The sequence below is a fragment of the Microbacterium sp. NPDC076895 genome, from assembly GCF_040687115.1.
Classification (GTDB): domain Bacteria; phylum Actinomycetota; class Actinomycetes; order Actinomycetales; family Microbacteriaceae; genus Microbacterium.
In genome coordinates this window covers 95,683-114,012 of record NZ_JBFBMQ010000006.1, presented here as the reverse complement: position 1 = coordinate 114,012, position 18,330 = coordinate 95,683, and the positions used below count along the sequence as shown (strand labels likewise).

The window sequence follows — 18,330 nt, the reverse complement described above, 5'->3', positions numbered from 1 at the left end:
GAGCGTGGGCGGTCAGGTCGGCGGTCTCGACTGGTGACTACCGCATCCGCTCGCCCGGAAGGCTCTCATGTCACTTGCCCTGCACCGGCTCGGCCACCTGGTCGCTCGCCATCGCCTGCTCGTCATCATCGGATGGCTGGTCGTGATTCTCGCGCTCCTCGGCGCAAGCCGCGTGGCCGGAACCGCTTACGCCGACAACTTTTCGGTGCCCGGCACCGAGTCGGAGGTCGGACAGACCGTCCTCGAGGAGCGTTTCGGGTCATCGGCCGCGGGCGCGAGTGCACAGCTCCTCTTTCGCACCGACTCGGGGTCGATCGAGGATGCCGATGCCACCGCGGTCGTGGAAGAAGCCCTCAAGAGCATCGAAGACGTCCCCGGTGTCGCGAACGTCAGCAGCATGGACCGGTTGCAGATCGACGAGAACGGCGACGCAGCATTGGCCACCGTGCAGTTCGAGGATGAGAAACCCTCCGACGAGACCCTGGATGCCGTGTACGAGGCCGCGATCGTCGATGAGAACGGCGTGACCTCGACGATCGGAGGTTCGGCCTACGGCGAAGGCAACCCCGAGATATCGCACCTATCGGAGGTCATCGGCATCGTCGTCGCCCTGCTGGTGCTGTTCGTGACGTTCGGCTCATTCCTCGCGGCCGGGATGCCAATCCTCGCCGCCATCGCGGGGGTCGGCGCGACGATCAGCATCCTGGCTCTCGCGTCACACGTCGCGGACATCTCGACGGCGACCCCGTCGTTCTCGACGATGCTGGGGCTCGCGGTTGCGATCGACTACTCCCTGTTCATCCTGTCCAGGCATCGGCAAGAGCTGGCTGCCGGCCTCGAGCCGCGCGAGGCGATGTCGCGCGCGCTGGGGACCGCGGGCGGTGCCGTGGTGTTCGCGGGACTCACGGTGATCGTCTCGCTCCTGGGGCTCTCGGTGGTCGGGATCCCTGTGCTCACCGTTATGGCCTTCGGCGGATCGCTCGCGGTAGCAACAGCCGTGCTCGTCGCCCTGACGCTGCTACCGGCACTCGCGCTGCTCGCCGGCACTCGACTCACACCCCGCCCTCGGCGCGCTCGCCGGCGTTCGGCCTCCCCGGCACCGAGCGGGCGCACCGGGTTCTCGAGCCGATGGGTGCGGATCGTGACTCGGGTTCCCGCGCTGACCATCGTGCTCGTCGTTGTCGGCGTCGGCGCGCTTGCCCTGCCCGCGACGCAGATGGCGCTCGCGCTGCCGGATGCCAGCACCAAGCCGGTCGGTACGGACAGCCGCGATCACTTCGATGCTGTGGCCGAGACCTTCGGCCCCGGCTGGAACGCCCCCCTGCTCGTGACCGTCGACATCCTCGAGTCCACCAACCCCGTCGAGACGATGGATGATCTGTCAGCAGCGATCGCGCAGATCCCTGGGGTATCGGCGGTCCCGGTCGCATCGCCGAATGCCGGCGCCGACACGGGACTGCTGCGCGTCATTCCCGAGGGTGGGCAGAACGATCCGGCCACGACGGATCTGGTCCATGAGCTGCGCGAGCGAGCACCGGGCCTCGAGGAGCAGTACGGGGTCAGCGACATTCGGGTGACCGGAACCACCGCCATCAACATCGACACCTCCGAGCGTCTGGCCGCAGCCCTGCTGCCGTTCGCCCTCACCGTTGCGGGGCTGTCGATCGTGCTGCTGATGATCGTCTTCCGTTCGATCTGGGTGCCCATCAAGGCCACCGTCGGGTTCCTCCTGTCGGTCGGCGCAGCGTTCGGGGCGATCGTCGCGGTCTTCCAGTGGGGCTGGTTCCCCGCCATCCTCGGCGACTCTCTTCCGGGGCCGCTCGTGAGCTTCCTGCCGATCCTGGTGATGGGCGTCCTGTTCGGCCTCGCGATGGACTACGAGATGTTCCTCGTGAGCCGGATGCGCGAGGACTACAGCCACACACGTGATGCCCGCGGAGCCGTCATGAGCGGGTTCAGACACTCCGCCCCCGTGGTCACGGCAGCGGCGCTGATCATGATCGCGGTGTTCGTGGCGTTCATCCCTGCGGGAAGCGCGACGATCAAACCCATCGCGTTCGGCCTGGCGGTCGGCGTGTTCGTCGACGCCTTCCTGGTCCGGATGACGCTGGTACCCGCCGTCATGACGTTGCTCGGCGATCGCGCCTGGTGGCTGCCCGCCTGGCTGGAGCGCATCCTCCCCGCCGTCGACATCGAGGGGGACGCCCTCGCGCGTCAGGTGGCGCTGGATGAGAGCGGCCGCAGCGCACTGGCGATCAGCGCGCATGACCTCGTCGTCGATCCCGGCGCGGCTCCCCTCACCCTCGCGATCGGCACCGACGAGATAGCGAGAATCCCCGTTCCTGGCGGCGTCGATGAGATGACCCTCGCGCACGTCCTCGCCGGCAGAACCCGACCGGTCTCGGGAACACTCGCGGTGAACGGTCAGGTTCTTCCCGAGCGGGCGGAGACGGTTCGCCGCGCGACGGCTATCGTCACGGCCGATGACGTGAGCCCCCGCGATGGGACGGTTGCCGATTACATCGCCGCGACGCTCGACACCGTCGGGGGACGACGGCAAGACCGCGCTGCGCGCCTGGCGCGTGCCACGAACCTGGCGCCTGCCACAGACATCCCGATCGCGCAGCTCGAGTTGTCGGCTCGGCGAGAGCTCGCGGCCGCCGTCGCTCTGGCCTGCGGAGCGCAGATCGTCTTCCTTCCCGGATGCGATGACCGAGGCCTCGCCGAGAAGCTTCGCAGCGCCGGCGCCACGGTCGTCATGTTCACCGTCGCACCCGCAGCCCTGACAGCATCCGCCCCTCTCGCCTCGATCGGAGCCCCCGCATGAGCGCGTCACGCCCCCGCGCCCTCACCCTGTTTCTCATCGCCGCACTGGTCATTCCGCTCGGAGCTGCAGCGCTCCTGAGCTGGAGTGTCACCGACCGCGCGGGTCGCGTGGGAGATGTCCCGGTGGCGATCGTCAACGACGACGAGATCGTCACCGGTGACACCCCGATGGCCGCCGGGCGGGCCCTGTCCAGCGCGCTCGTCCACCCGGAGGATGACACGTTCGGACTCGGCTGGACGCTCACCAGCGCCGAGGATGCCGCCGACGGCCTTGCCGCGGGCGAGTACTACGCGGTCCTGACCATTCCCGAGGACTTCTCGCAGTCGGTCCTGTCGGTAGGCACCGACGCGCCGGTCAGCGCCGAGGTGACTCTCGAGACCAATCCGGCGGCATCGGCGGTCGGAGCGCTGGCGGCGCAAGCCGTCACGGAAGCCGCGACCCAGGCGCTGGGAGCACAGGTCACTGACGCCTTCGTCACCCAGACCATCACCGGGATGAACAGCGTCGCGCAGTCGCTGACCGATGCCGCAGACGGCGCCGAGCAACTCGCCTCCGGGGCGGGGCAGCTTGCCGACGGCACCGCGACCCTCGCCGATTCGAGCGCGCAACTGGCTGGCGGTCTCTCGCAGGCTGCCACGGGCACCCAGGGACTTGCCACCGGAACAGAGCAGATCGCCTCGGCATCCTCGACTCTCGCGTCCTCGGCCGGTCAACTGGCGGGTGGCGCGTCTCAGCTAGCGTCGGGCTCGAGCAGCGTCAGCGCAGCGGCATCGGGAGTCGCCGGGGGCACTCAGCAGCTCTCATCGAGCCTGACGACTCTTGCCGCGACCTGCCCAGCCGTGTCGAGCTCTGCGCAGTTCTGCGCGTCGCTGTCGGCGAGCGCGCAGGCAGCCGCGACCCTCGCGAGTTCTGCCGCGCAGACCGCGAGCGGGGCTGCGGGCACCGCGAGCGCGGCGGCATCCCTCGCGTCGGGAGCCTCGCAGCTTGGCACGGGAGCGACCCAGCTCGCCGATGGCGCAGCCCAGGTCGCGGACGGGGCGACCCAGGCGGCGGGCGGCGTCTCGTCCGCCGCGTCGGGAGCAACCCAGCTGGCCGCCGGGGCCGACGCTCTGGCGGGCGCCGCGACAGAGCTAGCAGGCGGCACCGAGAGCCTGGCCGATGGTCTCGCCGAGGGCGCAGCCCAGGTTCCGGTGACCTCCGACGAGGATGCCGACACCTTGGCCGAGGTCGTCACAACGCCCGTCGAGGTCACAACTGATGCAACCAGCTCGGCTGACGGATGGCTCCCTGCGACCGTTGCTGCGCTCGTGCTGTGGCTTGGGTCGCTTGCCACGCTCGTTGCCGGGCGCCGCGTGTACTCGCGCGCATCCCTGGACTCCCCGGCCTCCACCGGCCGCTTGTCGTGGCTGCTGCTTCGCCCCCGGCTGGCGATTGCAGGCGTCCAGGCTCTCGTGACCGTGGGCGTGATCGGCATGTTCGGGCTTCCGCTGAACGCCGCCGTGAGCTTCGTCGGCGTCGCGCTTCTGGCAGCGGTGTGCTTCACCCTGCTGCTGTCGGCGCTCGAAGCTGCCTGGGGGCGCTGGGGACTCGTCGGATTCGGCATCCTCACCGCCGCCCAGGCTGCGAGTTCAGCCGTGCTTCCGCTGCAGACGGCTCCCCCGGTGTTCAGCACGCTCAACCAGCTGCTTCCCGGCACCGCGTTCACGTCCCTGGCGGCAAGCCTCGCCGGCGATCCCGATGGGTCTTCTGCGCTCGGTGTCATCACGGTGCTGGTGGTGTGGAGCCTCATCGGTGTCGTCGGGGTGAGGTGGGGCATCCGTCGCCGACGTGCCCTGACGGGCGGACGTCGGAACGCCATCACGGTCGCCGGCGGGGCTGCCCTGGCGCAGCCCGTGGCAGGATGACGGCATGAGCGCCCGCATCCTCGTGGTCGATGACGACGACGAGATCCGCGCGATGTTGGACTCGACGCTGCGATTCAGTGGCTTCGAGGTCATTCAAGCGTCCTCCGGGGCTGATGCGATTGCGGCTCTCGCGGCGACACCACCCGATGTCGTCGTTCTGGATGTCATGATGCCGGGGGTCGACGGATTCGAAGTCGTGCAGCTGATCCGTCGCCGTGACGCCACGCTCCCTGTTCTCTTCCTCTCGGCTCGCGATGCCGTCGAGGACCGTGTCCGCGGGCTTCGGCTGGGCGGCGATGACTACGTCACCAAGCCTTTCAGCGCCGTCGAGGTCATCGCCCGCATTGAGACGCTCCTGCGCCGTTCCGCGCCCACAGAGGAACCCGGTGAGGACGCCGCCATCCGTGTCGCGGACCTCATGCTTGACGAGCAGCGTCACCTGGTCGAGCGTGGCGGGACACGCATCGACCTCTCGCCGACGGAGTTCCGGCTGCTGCAGATGCTCATGGCCAATCCCGACCAGGTCCTGTCCAAGAGCCAGATCCTGAGAGAAGTGTGGCTCTACGACTTCGGCGGCGAGGCTAACGTCGTCGAGCGCTTCATCTCGAGCCTGCGGCGCAAGCTCGACGCGCATGGAGATCCGCTGATCGAAACGGTGCGCGGCTTCGGTTACGTCCTACGCACGGATGCCGGTCGCTGACGTGCGATCGATCAGGGCACGGCTGACGGTGACCCTCGCTGTCGTGATGGTGGCTGTGGTGCTCGGCGGCGCGGTCATCGCCTCCTTCGCGATCTTTCCACTGCTGAGCCAACGCGACCTCACCCAGCTCGAGAACACGGCGCAGCGGATGACCGCGGGGCTGGATGCGACCGGGGGCGCGGTCATCTCGAGCGAGACCGTGCAGCGCATCGCGGCTGACTCGCTCGGCATCATCCTTCTGGGCGATGATGGCGTGCTGACGGCCGCCGGCATCCCAGAAGCCGACGTTCCCACGATCGTGGCTCGCGCGGCTCACGAGCCGACCGATATCGATGGCCGGTACCTCGCCGAGACGATCGACACGACGGGGCTCGCCCTCTCGTTCAGCGAGAACGCGAGCGACGTTCCGGTGACCTCGGCAGTCCTCGTCGTGCGCACGACCGATCGCGAGGCCAATGGCGTTCTCCTGATCTCGGCGCTCTCGGTGACAGCGGTCGTGACGACCATCATTCTGATCATCGCCGCAGCGATCGTCGTGGGTCGTGGTCTTCGCCCCCTCACGGCGATGGCCGAGCATGCCGAACGCATCGCGGAGGGCGACCGCACGCTGCGGCTTCCGGTCGAGACCAGCGGGGACCCGGCGATCGCGCGAATGGCGAGCACCGTGAACCTCGCCTTCGACGTGCAAGAGGATGCCGAGAACCGCATGCGCTCGTTCGTCGCCGACGCCTCGCACGAGTTGCGTACGCCGCTGACCACGGCGAGCGGCTGGGTCGAGCTGTACCTGCGCGGTGGCCTGACCGACCCCGATGCCCTCGCAGAGGCGATGGCGCGCGTGGAGCGACAACTGGGGCGCATGAGGCTCCTCACCGATGAACTGTCTCTGCTGGCGCGCACCGATTCCGGGCGTCCCCTCGAGAACACCCCGGTCGATCTCGCCGCGGTCGCGGCGGAGGTGGCCTCGGATGCCCGCGTGCTGCATCCTGAGCGCCGGCTCACTGTCGACACCGATCGTCCGGCGTGGGTCCTCGGCGACGAACCCCGCCTGACCCAGGTGGCGCGCAACCTTGTGGGTAATGCGCTGCAGCACACTCCCGCGGATGCCGAGGTCACCATCAGCACCCGCGTAACCGCCGATCGCGTCATCCTGCGCGTGCACGACACCGGGCCGGGGATCCCGGTCGAGCAACTCCCCCACGTGTTCGAGCGGTTCTGGCGGGGCGATTCCTCCCGCCACGCCGCGGGCTCGGGCCTTGGCCTTGCTATCGCCCATGCCCTCGTGAGCGCGCACGGCGGCATCCTGCGCGTGGCGAGTGCACCGGGCCAGGGCTCAACATTCGAAGCGAGCCTTCCGGCGCTCGACGTTCAGCCGGCCTGATCGGACTTCCGGGCACCGGCCTCCAGCACATCGCCGGTGGGGAGTTCGTGGTGGCCACCGAACTGCAGGCGCATCGCCGACAGCAGCTGGTTGGCGTAGTGATCCTCGTCACGAGACGCGAACCGCTCGAACAGCGCTGCCGAGAGCACCGGAGCGGGAACCCCGGTGTCGACGGCAGCCTTGACGGTCCAGCGGCCTTCACCGGAGTCGGAGACCCGGCCTGCAAGTCCATCGAGCGTGGGGTTCTCTTCGAGAGCCGCGGCGGTGAGATCCAGCAGCCACGACGAGATCACCGATCCGCGGCGCCACAGCTCGGCAACCTTCGGGGTATCGATCGTGAACTGGTAGAACTCGGGCTCTTCCAGCGGGGCGATCTCGGCCGAGTGCTCAGCTTCACGGACTCCCGCATCAGCATTCTTGAGAATGTTCATGCCCTCGGCGAGCGCGGCCATGATCCCGTACTCGATACCGTTGTGGACCATCTTCACGAAGTGGCCCGCACCCGAGGGACCGCAGTGCAAGTAGCCGAGCTCTTCGGGGGCATAGTCGCCGGTGCGCCCCGGTGTGCGCTCGATGTCGCCCTTACCGGGAGCGATGGTCTTGAGGATCGGCTCGATCCGATCGAACGCTTCGTCTGGGCCGCCGACCATGAGGCAGTACCCGCGCTCGAGACCGAACACGCCGCCGCTGGTGCCGGCATCCACGTAATGGATGCCCTTGGGCTTGAGCTTCGCAGCCCGGCGCACATCGTCGCGGTAGTTGGAGTTGCCGCCGTCAATGATGATGTCGCCCGGCTCGAGCACCTCGGCTACCTGGTCGACGACGTCGCCCGTGAGACCCGCGGGGATCATGAGCCAGATCGCGCGCGGCGCCTCAAGCTTGCTTGCCATGTCGGCAAACGACTCCGCGCCTGTCGCGCCCTCGCCCGCGAGCGCGGTAACGGCATCCGCTTTCACGTCGTAAACGACGCACTCGTGCCCATCATTCATGAGGCGGCGCACGATGTTCGCGCCCATTCGTCCGAGTCCGACCATTCCCAGTTGCATTGCGGTTCCTTACGTTGTCGATGTCGACTGGCGCGGCTACCCGATCCGGAAGCTCATTCGCAGTCTAGAGAGCCCGCTGGTGTAAATCGTCAGCGGATCGCGTACTCAGCTTCGGTCTGTACCCGCACCGTTACGCCCACGAACTCAGGAAGGCCATCGAGCGCTGCCGTGAGGTCGTCAGTGGCCGGGATCTCACCGTCATCCGTGACCACATCGATCGTTGCGTTCAGCCCGACCCAGTGGACATCCGAGATGGATGCCGTGGGATCGGCGCTGATCCACTCCTGGGAGGCATTGCGAATCGTGAGGCCCCACGACGTCAACAACAACGACGCGACGGTGTTCAGCGCCAGCGGGATGACGACGATGACTGCCGCGATTCCGACGATGGCGTAGGCCCGCCTCCGGCGAGCTGTCGGGAGCGAGCTGGGCTCGCGGGCATATCCGGCGAGCGTGAAGACGACGCTCCCCGCGATGATCAGCGCGACGACGTTCGAGAGGAACAGCCACAGGGCACCGACCGCAGCATCCCACTCCCCGACCCCCGCACAGACGCCTACGACGCCGAGCGGGGGCACGAGCGAGATGGCGATCGCGACGCCGGGCAGCACGGCGCTGAGGTCGCGTCGAGACATCGCGAAGGCTCCGGCAGTTCCTGTCGCAAGGGCGGCTGCCAAGTCGAGCAACCCCGGCGAGGTACGCCCGGTGATCTGCGAGTTGCTCTGCAGCTCCGAGGGGTCGGCGACGAACACAGCGAACATCGCGCCGATCGTGATTACGAGAACCACACCGAGCAGCACCCACAGCAGTGAACTGACAACAAGACGCAGCTGCCCGACGACGATCCCGAGCGCGATGCCGAGGATCGGAGTGGCAAGCGGCGCGATGATCATGGCGCCGATGACCGTAGCCGTCGAGTCGCCCAGCACTCCTGCCGCGGCGATGATCGCCGAGAGCACGAGCATGATGAGGAAGGCGGAGCGCTTGCGCCCGACCTCCCCCGCGCCGAGGTTCAGCGTTTCGTGCAGTTCATCGGCCGACAAACGTTGCGACGGCGGAATGAGCGCCTCGGTGATCCGGGACACGGTACCTCTAGCGGAAGAAGCTGTTGGCGCGGGATGTGAACAGCAGCAACAGGCCGATCAGCGGCAGCACCGCCGACCCCACAGCCGACCACAGCTGGGCAGGCTCGGTGATCATGAGATACACCGAGCCGGCGATGTTCAGCACGAAGACAGCGGCGGTGAGGATGCGGGCTCCATTGCTCCCGCCAAACAGCCCCAGGCTCACGAGAACCGTGACGAAGCCGATGAGCATCGCGACGATACCGAGCGTGATCTCGCCGCGGATCATCAGCAGCACTCCCGCGATGATCTGCAGTGCACCAGTGAGCCAGGCGATGATCGCCACCAGGGTGACTCCGAAAGGTCGCCTACCCGCCATGTTCCCCTCCCAGCGGGGCGCCCGCCCAGCGCGGCATCCGTCCCGTGGGCATCACTGTAGCGGGAGCGGCGCTACGCGAGGAGGGTCTCCCCGACGAACCCGCCCTCCGCGCACCCGGGCGGCACGGCGAACACCGCCGAGCCGATCGGGATCGTCCACTCGTTGAGCAGGTCCAGATCCGCGAGGCGCTGCTGCATCGGCACGAACTGCGCGTCGATGTCGGCCTGGAACGACGCGAAGATCAGCCCCGAGTCCGAGAGCGCACCCCCTGTCGGAGCATCGTCGTAGTTGTACGGACGGCGCAGGATGCGTTCCCGAGGATTGTCGCTGCGAGCGCGCCGCATGTGCGAGAACTCCGGGATCACGGGGAAGCCGAGCGCGTTGCGTGCCTCGAAGTCCGGATCGTCGGTTTCGGCGGTCCCGGTCAGCGGCGCCCCGGTGTCGAGGGTGCGACCGATGGACTGTTCTCGTCCCGACCGATCGAGCTTGTCCCACGTGTCGAGCGTCATCCGGATGCGGCGAACGACCATCCCGGTGCCGCCTGCCAGCCATCCGTCCGAGCTCCAGACGACTTCGTCGAAGTCCGCCGTCCCCGCCTCGGGGTTGACGGTGCCGTCCACCTGCCCGAAGAGATTCCGCATGCTGCGTTCGGGGTAGGCACCGGCCGAGCGCCGGAAGCCCTGCTGCACCCACCGCACGGTGGTGAACGAGCGCGAGTCCTTCAGCAGCATCCGCGTCGCGTGGGCAACGACGAGCGGATCATCGGCAGCGACCTGGATGAGCAGGTCTCCGCCCGTGTAGGCCGGCTCGAGCCTGTCGATCGAGAAGGCGGGGAGGGGCTTCAGCCACGACGGCCCGGAGCCTCCCGCCCGCGCGACGAACTCGGGGCCGAACCCGAACGTGACAGTCAGCCGGGCCCGCGCGATCGCCAGCTCGGGCTCCGAGTCGGCAAGAGCCGGCTCGCCCCGGGTCAGGCGCGCGGCGTCGTCGGTGAGCACCTTCATCATCCGGCGCTGTGCATCGCGCTGGACTTCGGGCAGCAGGTCGAGCGCCACGAAGGTGCCATAGGTCTGGGCAGCGGTGTCGATCCCCGCCTGGTGCGCACCGTAGAACGGAACGATGTCCGCTCCATCCTGCGGTGTGGACCCGGATGCCACAGGCGCAGCAGCCTTGCCTGACGTCAAGGCGAGGTCGATGCCGATCGCAGCCGCCGCGCCGACGCCGGCGACAGCTCCTCCTACGAGGAACTGTCGCCGGGTCGACCCGGTGCGATCGGAGCGATTCCGATCAGTGGTCATTACTGGTCGTCGCCGCCCATGTCCATGCCGGAGTGGTCGTCTCCCATGTCCATGTCGCCGCCGTTGTAGTTCTCGTTGGCGCCGGTGAAGTCCTTCACGGGCGCGACGAACTCCATCGTCGAGCCGTCTTCGAACGTGACGGTGAATGTCGCTTCCTCGCCCGCCACGAGCGGAGCAGTGAGGTCCATGAGCATGAAGTGGTAACCGCCGGGCTCGAGTGTCAGGCTGCCGCCGGCAGGAACGACGAAGCCGCCGTCCTTTTCTTGCATGACCATGCTGCCGCTGCCGTCATCGACGACCTCGTGCAGCTCCATCATCGAGGACGCGTCGGAGCTGACCGAGACGATCGTGGCGTCGGTTTCGCCGGAGTTCTCAAGGACTCCGAAGGCCGCCGACATGCCGCTGTCGGCAGCCTTGACCCAGGCATCCGTGATGGTGACGGAGTCGGCCTCGGTCGTAGCCGGGGTGCTGGTGCTGCCGGAAGCGCAGCCGGCGAGTCCTAGTGCTGCTGCGACCAGAAGGATGCCGAATCGAGCGGAAATACGGGTGTTCACAGGTTTCCCTTTCAGGGCTTCGGGGGCTCCTCATCGGAGCCCCGGCGGGCGCGCCTGGCGCGGCCGCGAAGGAAGAAGAGAACCAGCCCGAACAGGGCGAGCGCGGATGCCGCCCCGATCGCGCCGATCAGGACGACGCGCGGAATGCCGCCGTCCTCTGCCGCGGAGTCCAGCGGCACGGTGGTCGCGTCATCGGAAGGACCACCGGTGGCCTGATCTGCTGTCGGCGTGGGTGAACTCACGGGGGTCGGCGTAGCCGTCGGCGCCGGGGAGGCCGCCGCCGGGTCATCCACCGTGAAGGGGATGAGACCGGAAATCGGATGCCCGTCCGACGAGACGACCCGCCAGCGCACTTCATATGCCCCGTTCGGCATCCCCTCGTCGAGGGCCACCGTCAGGGTGTCGAAGTCGATCTGGATGTCGCCGGCGACCCAGTCGTTCTCCTGAGCATCCGCGACGATCACGGCTGCTCCCATCTGCATGATCTCGGCTGAGAACGTCAGTTCCACGCTGGTCGGGGCCACCGTGAGCTGCTCGCCCTGCTGAGGAGAACTCGCGACGAGTTCGTCGTGCGCCCAGGCTGGTGCGGCACCGAGAGACAGCGCGACGGTGGCCGCCACGACCGAAGCCGCGAAGGCCCCGGCGCGCGCGCGAAGAGACAACGACATAAGAAACGCCTTTCGTGAGTGAACGTCGATGCGCCTCCCCCGGCGCCGAGCCGGCAGCCGCGGGAGTCGAAACAGAGAGTCAGACCACGAAAGACAGAGGCGGACCGCGTCGGCGCACGAGCGAGACAACGCGCGCCGAACGCAGGGGCTCCGCAGTAAGGCGGACGAGCCCCGGCTTCTCGGCGACAACAGGAAGCACGATGTCGCCGGAGAGGATGCGGCGGCGGAGCCACGCGAGCAGCTCGCGTGCCAGATCGCCAAGACGGATCACGAGTCGCTCGCCGCGGTAGAGCGCTGCGACCGTGAGTACGGCGGCGGCCAGGTGAGCAAGCCACATCGACACGTCGGCGGTGACGACAGGGGACGCCGCCGCAAGGTCGAGGGTGGGGAGGCCATGAACGTGACCGGTGGCGGCCCCATCCGTCGCAGCTCCACTGTCGGCACCGAGAACGAAAAGCAGGTGGAACAGTAGTTGGCTGAGCACGACCGCGACGCTCAGCCGCGGCAGCGAGAGAGCGCGGCCAACCAACACCGTGCACACAGCCAGCGAAAGCACCCATGGCACGGCGATTCCGAGCCAGTGAGGCATCGTCCCACCGGCTGCCACGTGCGAGAACAGTGCGACGAAAGTCGCGATCGACGCGGCGACTGAGGCGCGGATGACGCGCGTCGCTCGCGATCGGGACATGAACCCATTGTCGCAAAGATCGACCCGGTTCCCGCCCACGGGACCTTATTCCCGGTTGGCCGGCCCGATTCCCGACCCATAATCCTGCTATGCCCCGCGTCACCTACAGTGCGATCTCCAGCTTCTCCCGCGTCCGCATCCTGTTCCTGCTGCAGGAGCGACCCGAACGGACCGTGACCGAACTCTGCGAAGCAACCGGCCTGCACGCCAACACCGTGCGCGAACACCTCCAGCGCCTCGTCGACGGCGGCTACGTGGTAGCCGAGACCGAGCACCGCACGACACGCGGCCGTCCCCGCGTGCTGTACTCAGCAGCGACGGGACAGGATCGCGACTCGACCAGCGCCGTCGCACGCCACAAGGCCCGGGCCGCCGCCCAACGCGGCGATCTCATGCGTCGGGTCATGCCGTGGACCGATGTCGATGACCTGCCGACGGATGCCGTCCATCAGCTCGACGCGCTGGTGGAAGATCTCGGGGATGCCGGTTTCGAGCCGATCGTCGACGAGTCGGCCCTCACCGTCGACCTCTCCCCATGCCCGCACGCCTCCGCGAGCGCGCGCGACCGGGAGACGCTGTGCGCGGTTCACCTGGGCCTGATGGACAGCGTGCTTTCCCAGGCAGGAGGCCCGCTGCGCGTCGACTGCATGACGGCGTCTGTGCACCCGGAGCGGTGCGTGGTGAGGCTTCTCGCCGCGCAGGCCTCGCGCCATGCGGAACTCGTCGCGAGCTGAGCGGACCAAGGTCCTCCTCTGCGCCACGACCATCGCGGTACCGTGATGACGTCAGACGCGGGCCGCGCTTTATTTACGGCCGTGACTTTCACCCCGACTGATGGAGCGGGGAGTAGCGTGACCACCAGTAGACAACCTCGATGTGGGGGGAAATGATCATGGATCTGCTCGATCCGCTGCTGCTAGCCCGATGGCAGTTCGGTCTCACGACGCTGTACCACTTCCTGTTCGTGCCGCTGACGCTGGGCATGTCGGTCACCGTCGCGATCTTCCAGACCGCGTGGTATCGCACCGGAAACCTGAAGTGGCTGCACCTGACCCGGTTCTTCGGGAAGATCTTCCTGATCAACTTCGCGATGGGCGTCGTGACCGGCATCGTGCAGGAATTCCAGTTCGGGATGAACTGGTCCTCCTACTCGCGATTCGTCGGTGACGTCTTCGGCGCACCGCTGGCCTTCGAAGGACTCATGGCCTTCTTCTTCGAGGCGACCTTCATCGGCCTGTGGATCTTCGGGTGGGACAAGCTCCCGAAGGGACTGCACCTGGCATCCATCTGGATCGCCTCGATCGGCGCGCTCCTGTCGGCGTACATCATCATCGCGGCCAACGCGTTCATGCAGAACCCGGTCGGCTACCAGATGGCCGAAGACGGCAGCCGCGCGGAGATGAACAACTTCCTCGAGGTCGTCTTCAACCCGATCGCTCTGGCGGCGTTCCCCCACACGATCTTCGCCGCGTTCATGTTCTCGTCGGGTGTCGTGATCGCCGCGGCCGCCTGGCACCTGGCTCGCGGTCGCAACATCGAGATGATGCGACCGGCACTGAAGTTCGGCCTGTGGGGCATGATCGTCGCCTTCGCGGGGACGTTCCTGGCCGGTGATCAGCTCGGACTCGTGATGGTCTCCACCCAGCCGATGAAGATGGCAGCCGCCGAAGCGCTTTTCAACTCGGCGTGCGGCGCTGACGCATCCTTCTCGATCTTCTCGATCGGAACGCCCGATGGGACTGGCGAGATCTGGTCCATCCGGGTGCCCTACCTGCTGTCGCTGCTGTCGACCCACACCCTCGACGGATGCGTCGAAGGCATCAACGATCTGAACGCGCAGTACGCCGCGCAGTGGCCGGACCTTGCCGCGCAGGTGGACGGCGTCTTCAACCCGGTCCTGTGGATCACGTACTGGTCGTTCCGCTGGATGATGGGCCTCGGCTTCCTCGCGACCTTCATCGCGATCGTGGGCCTGTGGCTGACCCGCAAGAACGCCAAGCGCGAGGTGCCCCGGTGGGCGTGGAGCGTCGCGATCTGGACGGCTCCCATCGCGCTGGTGGCCTCGCTCGTCGGCTGGGTCTTCACCGAAATGGGGCGTCAGCCGTGGATCGTGTTCAGCCTGATGCTGACCGAAGACGGCGTCTCACCGAGTGTCCCCGGCTGGTCGGTACTGATTTCGCTGGTCGCTTTCACCGCGATCTACGCATCGCTTGCGGTGGTCGAGTTCGGCCTGATCCTCAAGACGGTGCACAAGGGACCGGATCCGCTCCCCGAGCCGGGCAGCGCGGATGCCGAACCGACCTCCCGCGAAGATACCCCGACGACGGTCTACTAGGAGCTGATCATCATGGATCTCGCATACCTCTGGTTCTGGATCGTCGGAGTTCTATTCGTCGGCTACTTCGTGCTCGACGGCTTCGACTTCGGCGTGGGAATGTCGCTCCCCTTCCTCGGCAAGGACGAGGTCGGCAAGCGTCAGATCATCAACACGATCGGTCCCGTCTGGGACTTCAACGAAACCTGGCTCATCGTCGCCGGCGCCTGCCTGTTCGCGGCCTACCCCGAGTGGTACGCGTCGCTGTTCAGCGGGTTCTACCTGGCGCTGCTGTTGATCCTGCTCGCCCTCATCCTGCGCGGTGTCTCGTTCGAGTACCGGCACCAGCGCGAGGGCCTGCGGTGGAAGAAGGGCTTCGACACGATGATCGTCATCGGGTCGGTGCTCCCGGCGCTGCTGTGGGGGGTCGCTGTCGCCAACCTCGTGCAAGGTGTTCCGCTGGATGAGAACCACGAGTACACCGGGTCGCTGCTGACGCTCCTGAACCCGTACGGACTGCTCGGTGGGATCACCCTCGTGCTGGTGCTCTTCCTGCACGGCCTGTACTTCATCGGCCTCAAGACCGACGGTCAGGTGCACCAGGACGCCAAGCGCCTCGCGACCCGGGTCGGGTTCATCACCGTTGTGGTCGCTGCAGCGTTCCTCATCTGGACGATCTTCATCGCTGCAGCCCACGAAGCGCCGCTCCTGCCGCTTGTGATCGCAGCTGCGGCCCTGGCAGCAGTCGCCCTGCTGCTGTCGATGTTCTTCCACACGAAAGAGCGCGAAGGATGGGCGTTCACGGCGGGGATCTTCACCGTCGCGTTCGCCGTGCTGACACTGTGGATGTCGATGTTCCCGAACGTCATGCGTTCGTCGACGGATGTCGCGTTCAGCCTGACGATCGAGAACGCCTCGAGCACCGACTACACCCTCACGATCATGTCGTGGGCGGCGCTCATCTTCCTGCCCCTTGTCCTTGCCTACCAGGGCTGGACCTACTGGGTGTTCCGCAAGCGCGTGACGCGCTCGCGGATCGAGAAGGCCGAACTCGTCGACCACTGAGCCCGCCGAACACCGAGCCGGTCGAACACTGAGCTTGTCGAGGACCGCCTGGCGCTACGCCAGGCGGTCCTCGCTTTCAGTCCTCGTCGCCGATGCGCCCAGCGATGCGCACGTGGCGTGAGAGGGCCTGGGCAAACGGCGTCGCAGGATGCCGCAACACCTCCCGAACCGCCCCGTGCTGCGTCACCCTCCCCCGCTCGATCACGACGAGTCGATCGGCGATGGCCAGGGCATCGACCGGGTCATGGGTGATGACCACCGCCGTGCTGCGCAACTGGTCTGCCAGCAGCATCCGGATCTCTGACGCCGTTTGAATATCGAGCGAGGTGAGGGGCTCATCGAGCAGCACGAGCCGCGGTTCCACCGCAAGTGCGCGGGCCACAGCCACCCGCTGCTGCTGGCCGCCCGAGAGCTGGGCTGGCATCCGGTCGCCGAGACCGGCAAGACCGACGCAGCCCAGCCACTCATCGGCGGCGCGCCCAGCCTCGACGCGTGAGTGACCCCGGGCGAGAGGTCCGAACGCGACGTTCTGACGGGCGCTGAGGTGCGGGAAGAGGCGGGCGTCTTGACCGAGGAGCACGACCCCGCGATCCATCGGAGCGATGTGTATGCCGCGGCGAGCCGTGCTGCCGCGTACGGAAGCGTCGGCGATCACCTCCCCGTCGAGTTCGATGCGACCGGCATCCAGGCGGACGAAGCCGGCGAGCGCAGCCACCAACGTCGACTTGCCCGCGCCACTCGGGCCCATCACCGCAACCCGCTCGCCCGGTGCGAGCTCGAGTTCCAGGTCCAGCTCGAAGTTCGATGAACGGATGACCCGCATCCGCACCGAAACCGGTGCCGTCATCCGGGAACTCCCCGTCTCGGCGTCTCGCCCCGCCACCCGCGGACGAGCAAGAGCACGGCCAGCGCCGCCACCAGCAGGAGCAGCGAGAGCGCCACGGCAGTTCCTCGCGTGACACCGGCCCCGTTGAAAGCCGTATAGATCGCCAGCGGCATCGTCTGGGTCACCCCGGGCGCATTACCGGCGAACAGCGCCGTCGCACCGAACTCACCGATAGCACGCGCGAAGCTCAGCACCACGCCGGCGATCAGCCCGGGTGCTGCAAGGGGAAGAGTCACGCGGCGCAGGATCATCCACCGCCGAGCGCCGAGCCCGGCGGCAACCTGTTCGAGATCCGTTCCCGTGGCGCGAAGCGACCCTTCCACCGCCAGGACCAGGAACGGGAGCGCCACGAAGGTCTGGGCCATGACGACGGCTGTCGTAGTGAAGGGCAGCGCGATGCCGGCCTCGGCGAGCAGACCTCCCACCCAGCCGCGCCTTCCGTACAGAAAGAGCAGTGCCACTCCCCCGACCATCGGCGGAAGCACCAGGGGCACCGTTACGAGCGCTCGAAGCACCGCGGCGATGCGCGGCGAGGACCGCGCGATCAGCAGCGCCAGGGGAACGCCCAGCAGCACACACAGCCCCGTTGCGGCAAGGCCGGTTCCGAGAGAGAGCCCGAGCGCCTGGGCGGCTTCGGGCGAGGTGATGTCACCCCAGAAGGTCTCCCACTGCACCCGGGCGATGAGGGCAATGAGCGGCACGACCAGGAACGCGAGCCCGAGTAGCGCCGGAACGATCAGCGAGCGCGGCAGAAGCGTTCCGGTACCAGGCCTCACGGCGCGCCGAATCCGAACGAAGCAAGGACGCTCTGGCCGTCGGGACCGAGCACATAGGCGATGAACGCTGCGGCGGCGTCGGGCGAGGCAGCGGAATCGAGCGGCACGATGGGATAGAGGTTGACCACGGCCTCGGCGCCGTCCGGAACGATCGACTCGACATCGGTGCGACCAGAGACATCCGTTCGGTACACGAGGCCCGCATCAGCCTCGCCGGCAGCGACTTTCGTGAGAACGGCAGTGACGTTCTGCTCAAGGCTTGCGGGCGCCACTGCCACGTCGGCACCAGCAAGGAGCTTCTGCGACGCAGACCCGCACGGCACTTCCGGGGCACACAGCACGACTGACAGGGCCGGATCGGCGAGGTCGGCGAGCTCCGAGACGTCGGCCGGGTTACCCGCCGGGACGACGATCACGAGAGTGTTCGAGGCGAACAGCTCCGGAGACTCGGCAAGCCCGGCATCGACGACCGTCGCCATGGTCGATTCGTTTGCGGCCGCGAAGACGTCAGCGGGGGCACCCTCGACGATCTGTGTGGCCAAGGTCGACGAGCCATCGTAGGTGATCGGGCGGATGTCAACGTCGGGGTAGGCGGCTTCGAATCCCTCCGCGATCTCGTCGAAGGCCCCCTGGAGCGAAGCAGCGGCGAAGATCGTCACCTCGCCAGAAGCGCCGGGCGTCGAGGCCGTCGGTGACGGGTCGGGGGCTGCCGCCGAGCATCCGGCGAGGATGAGTACGGACGTGGCGACAAGGGCAGCACGGGGGATGACGCGGAAAGCCACT

The 18,330-nt window shown here is 67.5% G+C and carries 17 protein-coding genes; 7 read left to right on the top strand and 10 right to left on the bottom strand.

All coding sequences use genetic code 11. From position 1 onward, the window contains the following. Nucleotides 1-67: 67 nt before the first annotated feature. Genes AB0O89_RS07130 through AB0O89_RS07115 form a run of 4 tightly spaced genes read left to right on the top strand, consistent with a single transcriptional unit; the run spans nucleotide 68 to nucleotide 6,809 of the window. Nucleotides 68-2,827 (top strand): MMPL family transporter, encoded by a 2,760-nt coding sequence (locus AB0O89_RS07130; RefSeq protein WP_363495610.1) that lies wholly within the window; start codon nucleotides 68-70, stop codon nucleotides 2,825-2,827. After that, complete coding sequence (locus AB0O89_RS07125; protein ID WP_363495607.1) at nucleotides 2,824-4,731, top strand: YhgE/Pip family protein; 1,908 nt, start codon at nucleotides 2,824-2,826, stop codon at nucleotides 4,729-4,731. Before AB0O89_RS07130 ends, AB0O89_RS07125 begins: the two co-directional genes overlap by 4 nt. 4 nt (nucleotides 4,732-4,735) lie before the next feature. After that, a complete protein-coding gene (locus AB0O89_RS07120; protein ID WP_363495604.1) occupies nucleotides 4,736-5,431 on the top strand; it encodes a response regulator transcription factor in 696 nt (231 codons plus the stop codon). Further along, on the top strand, nucleotides 5,418-6,809 hold the full coding sequence (locus AB0O89_RS07115) for an ATP-binding protein (protein ID WP_363495601.1): 1,392 nt from the start codon (nucleotides 5,418-5,420) through the stop codon (nucleotides 6,807-6,809). Before AB0O89_RS07120 ends, AB0O89_RS07115 begins: the two co-directional genes overlap by 14 nt. On the opposite strand, the gene gnd is transcribed toward AB0O89_RS07115, so the two are convergent. The 7 genes from gnd to AB0O89_RS07080 form a co-directional block, all read right to left on the bottom strand. Continuing rightward, nucleotides 6,797-7,855: a phosphogluconate dehydrogenase (NAD(+)-dependent, decarboxylating) gene (gene gnd, locus AB0O89_RS07110; protein ID WP_363495598.1), complete on the bottom strand. Its 1,059-nt coding sequence runs from the start codon at nucleotides 7,853-7,855 to the stop codon at nucleotides 6,797-6,799. The genes AB0O89_RS07115 and gnd overlap by 13 nt on opposite strands. A gap of 89 nt (nucleotides 7,856-7,944) precedes the next feature. After that, the gene (locus AB0O89_RS07105; RefSeq protein WP_331791767.1) at nucleotides 7,945-8,940 is read right to left on the bottom strand and encodes a TIGR00341 family protein; all 996 of its coding nucleotides are present in this window, start codon (nucleotides 8,938-8,940) and stop codon (nucleotides 7,945-7,947) included. Nucleotides 8,941-8,947: 7 nt separating this feature from the next. Next, complete coding sequence (locus AB0O89_RS07100; RefSeq protein WP_363495595.1) at nucleotides 8,948-9,298, bottom strand: hypothetical protein; 351 nt, start codon at nucleotides 9,296-9,298, stop codon at nucleotides 8,948-8,950. A 71-nt stretch (nucleotides 9,299-9,369) separates the two neighbouring features. Continuing rightward, a complete protein-coding gene (locus AB0O89_RS07095; protein ID WP_363495592.1) occupies nucleotides 9,370-10,596 on the bottom strand; it encodes a Dyp-type peroxidase in 1,227 nt (408 codons plus the stop codon). After that, complete coding sequence (locus tag AB0O89_RS07090) at nucleotides 10,596-11,150, bottom strand: copper chaperone PCu(A)C (RefSeq protein ID WP_363495589.1); 555 nt, start codon at nucleotides 11,148-11,150, stop codon at nucleotides 10,596-10,598. Before AB0O89_RS07090 ends, AB0O89_RS07095 begins: the two co-directional genes overlap by 1 nt. An 11-nt stretch (nucleotides 11,151-11,161) precedes the next feature. Continuing rightward, complete coding sequence (locus AB0O89_RS07085; RefSeq protein WP_300591863.1) at nucleotides 11,162-11,770, bottom strand: copper resistance CopC family protein; 609 nt, start codon at nucleotides 11,768-11,770, stop codon at nucleotides 11,162-11,164. Nucleotides 11,771-11,897: 127 nt separating this feature from the next. Next, entirely contained in the window at nucleotides 11,898-12,506 is a 609-nt protein-coding gene (locus AB0O89_RS07080) for a hypothetical protein (protein ID WP_331791771.1), read from the bottom strand. An 89-nt stretch (nucleotides 12,507-12,595) separates the two neighbouring features. Here AB0O89_RS07080 and AB0O89_RS07075 point away from each other — a divergent pair, with 89 nt between their 5' ends. From AB0O89_RS07075 to cydB, 3 genes are all read left to right on the top strand, one after another. Further along, nucleotides 12,596-13,240 (top strand): ArsR family transcriptional regulator, encoded by a 645-nt coding sequence (locus AB0O89_RS07075; protein WP_300591867.1) that lies wholly within the window; start codon nucleotides 12,596-12,598, stop codon nucleotides 13,238-13,240. A gap of 158 nt (nucleotides 13,241-13,398) precedes the next feature. Then, nucleotides 13,399-14,841 (top strand): cytochrome ubiquinol oxidase subunit I, encoded by a 1,443-nt coding sequence (locus tag AB0O89_RS07070; protein WP_363495805.1) that lies wholly within the window; start codon nucleotides 13,399-13,401, stop codon nucleotides 14,839-14,841. A gap of 12 nt (nucleotides 14,842-14,853) precedes the next feature. Next, nucleotides 14,854-15,885 carry a cytochrome d ubiquinol oxidase subunit II gene (gene cydB, locus AB0O89_RS07065; protein WP_363495584.1) on the top strand — a complete coding sequence of 344 codons (1,032 nt, stop codon included), beginning with the start codon at nucleotides 14,854-14,856 and terminating at the stop codon, nucleotides 15,883-15,885. A 76-nt stretch (nucleotides 15,886-15,961) separates the two neighbouring features. Here the strand turns inward: cydB and AB0O89_RS07060 are convergent, their stop codons facing one another. From AB0O89_RS07060 to modA, 3 genes are read right to left on the bottom strand one after another with little or no spacing between them, the layout of a single operon-like run. Beyond that, nucleotides 15,962-16,732 (bottom strand): ATP-binding cassette domain-containing protein, encoded by a 771-nt coding sequence (locus AB0O89_RS07060; protein WP_331791774.1) that lies wholly within the window; start codon nucleotides 16,730-16,732, stop codon nucleotides 15,962-15,964. Continuing rightward, the gene (locus AB0O89_RS07055; protein WP_331791775.1) at nucleotides 16,729-17,547 is read right to left on the bottom strand and encodes an ABC transporter permease; all 819 of its coding nucleotides are present in this window, start codon (nucleotides 17,545-17,547) and stop codon (nucleotides 16,729-16,731) included. Before AB0O89_RS07055 ends, AB0O89_RS07060 begins: the two co-directional genes overlap by 4 nt. Continuing rightward, nucleotides 17,544-18,329 carry a molybdate ABC transporter substrate-binding protein gene (modA, locus tag AB0O89_RS07050; RefSeq protein WP_331791776.1) on the bottom strand — a complete coding sequence of 262 codons (786 nt, stop codon included), beginning with the start codon at nucleotides 18,327-18,329 and terminating at the stop codon, nucleotides 17,544-17,546. Before modA ends, AB0O89_RS07055 begins: the two co-directional genes overlap by 4 nt. Between the last annotated feature and the right edge of the window lies 1 nt (nucleotide 18,330).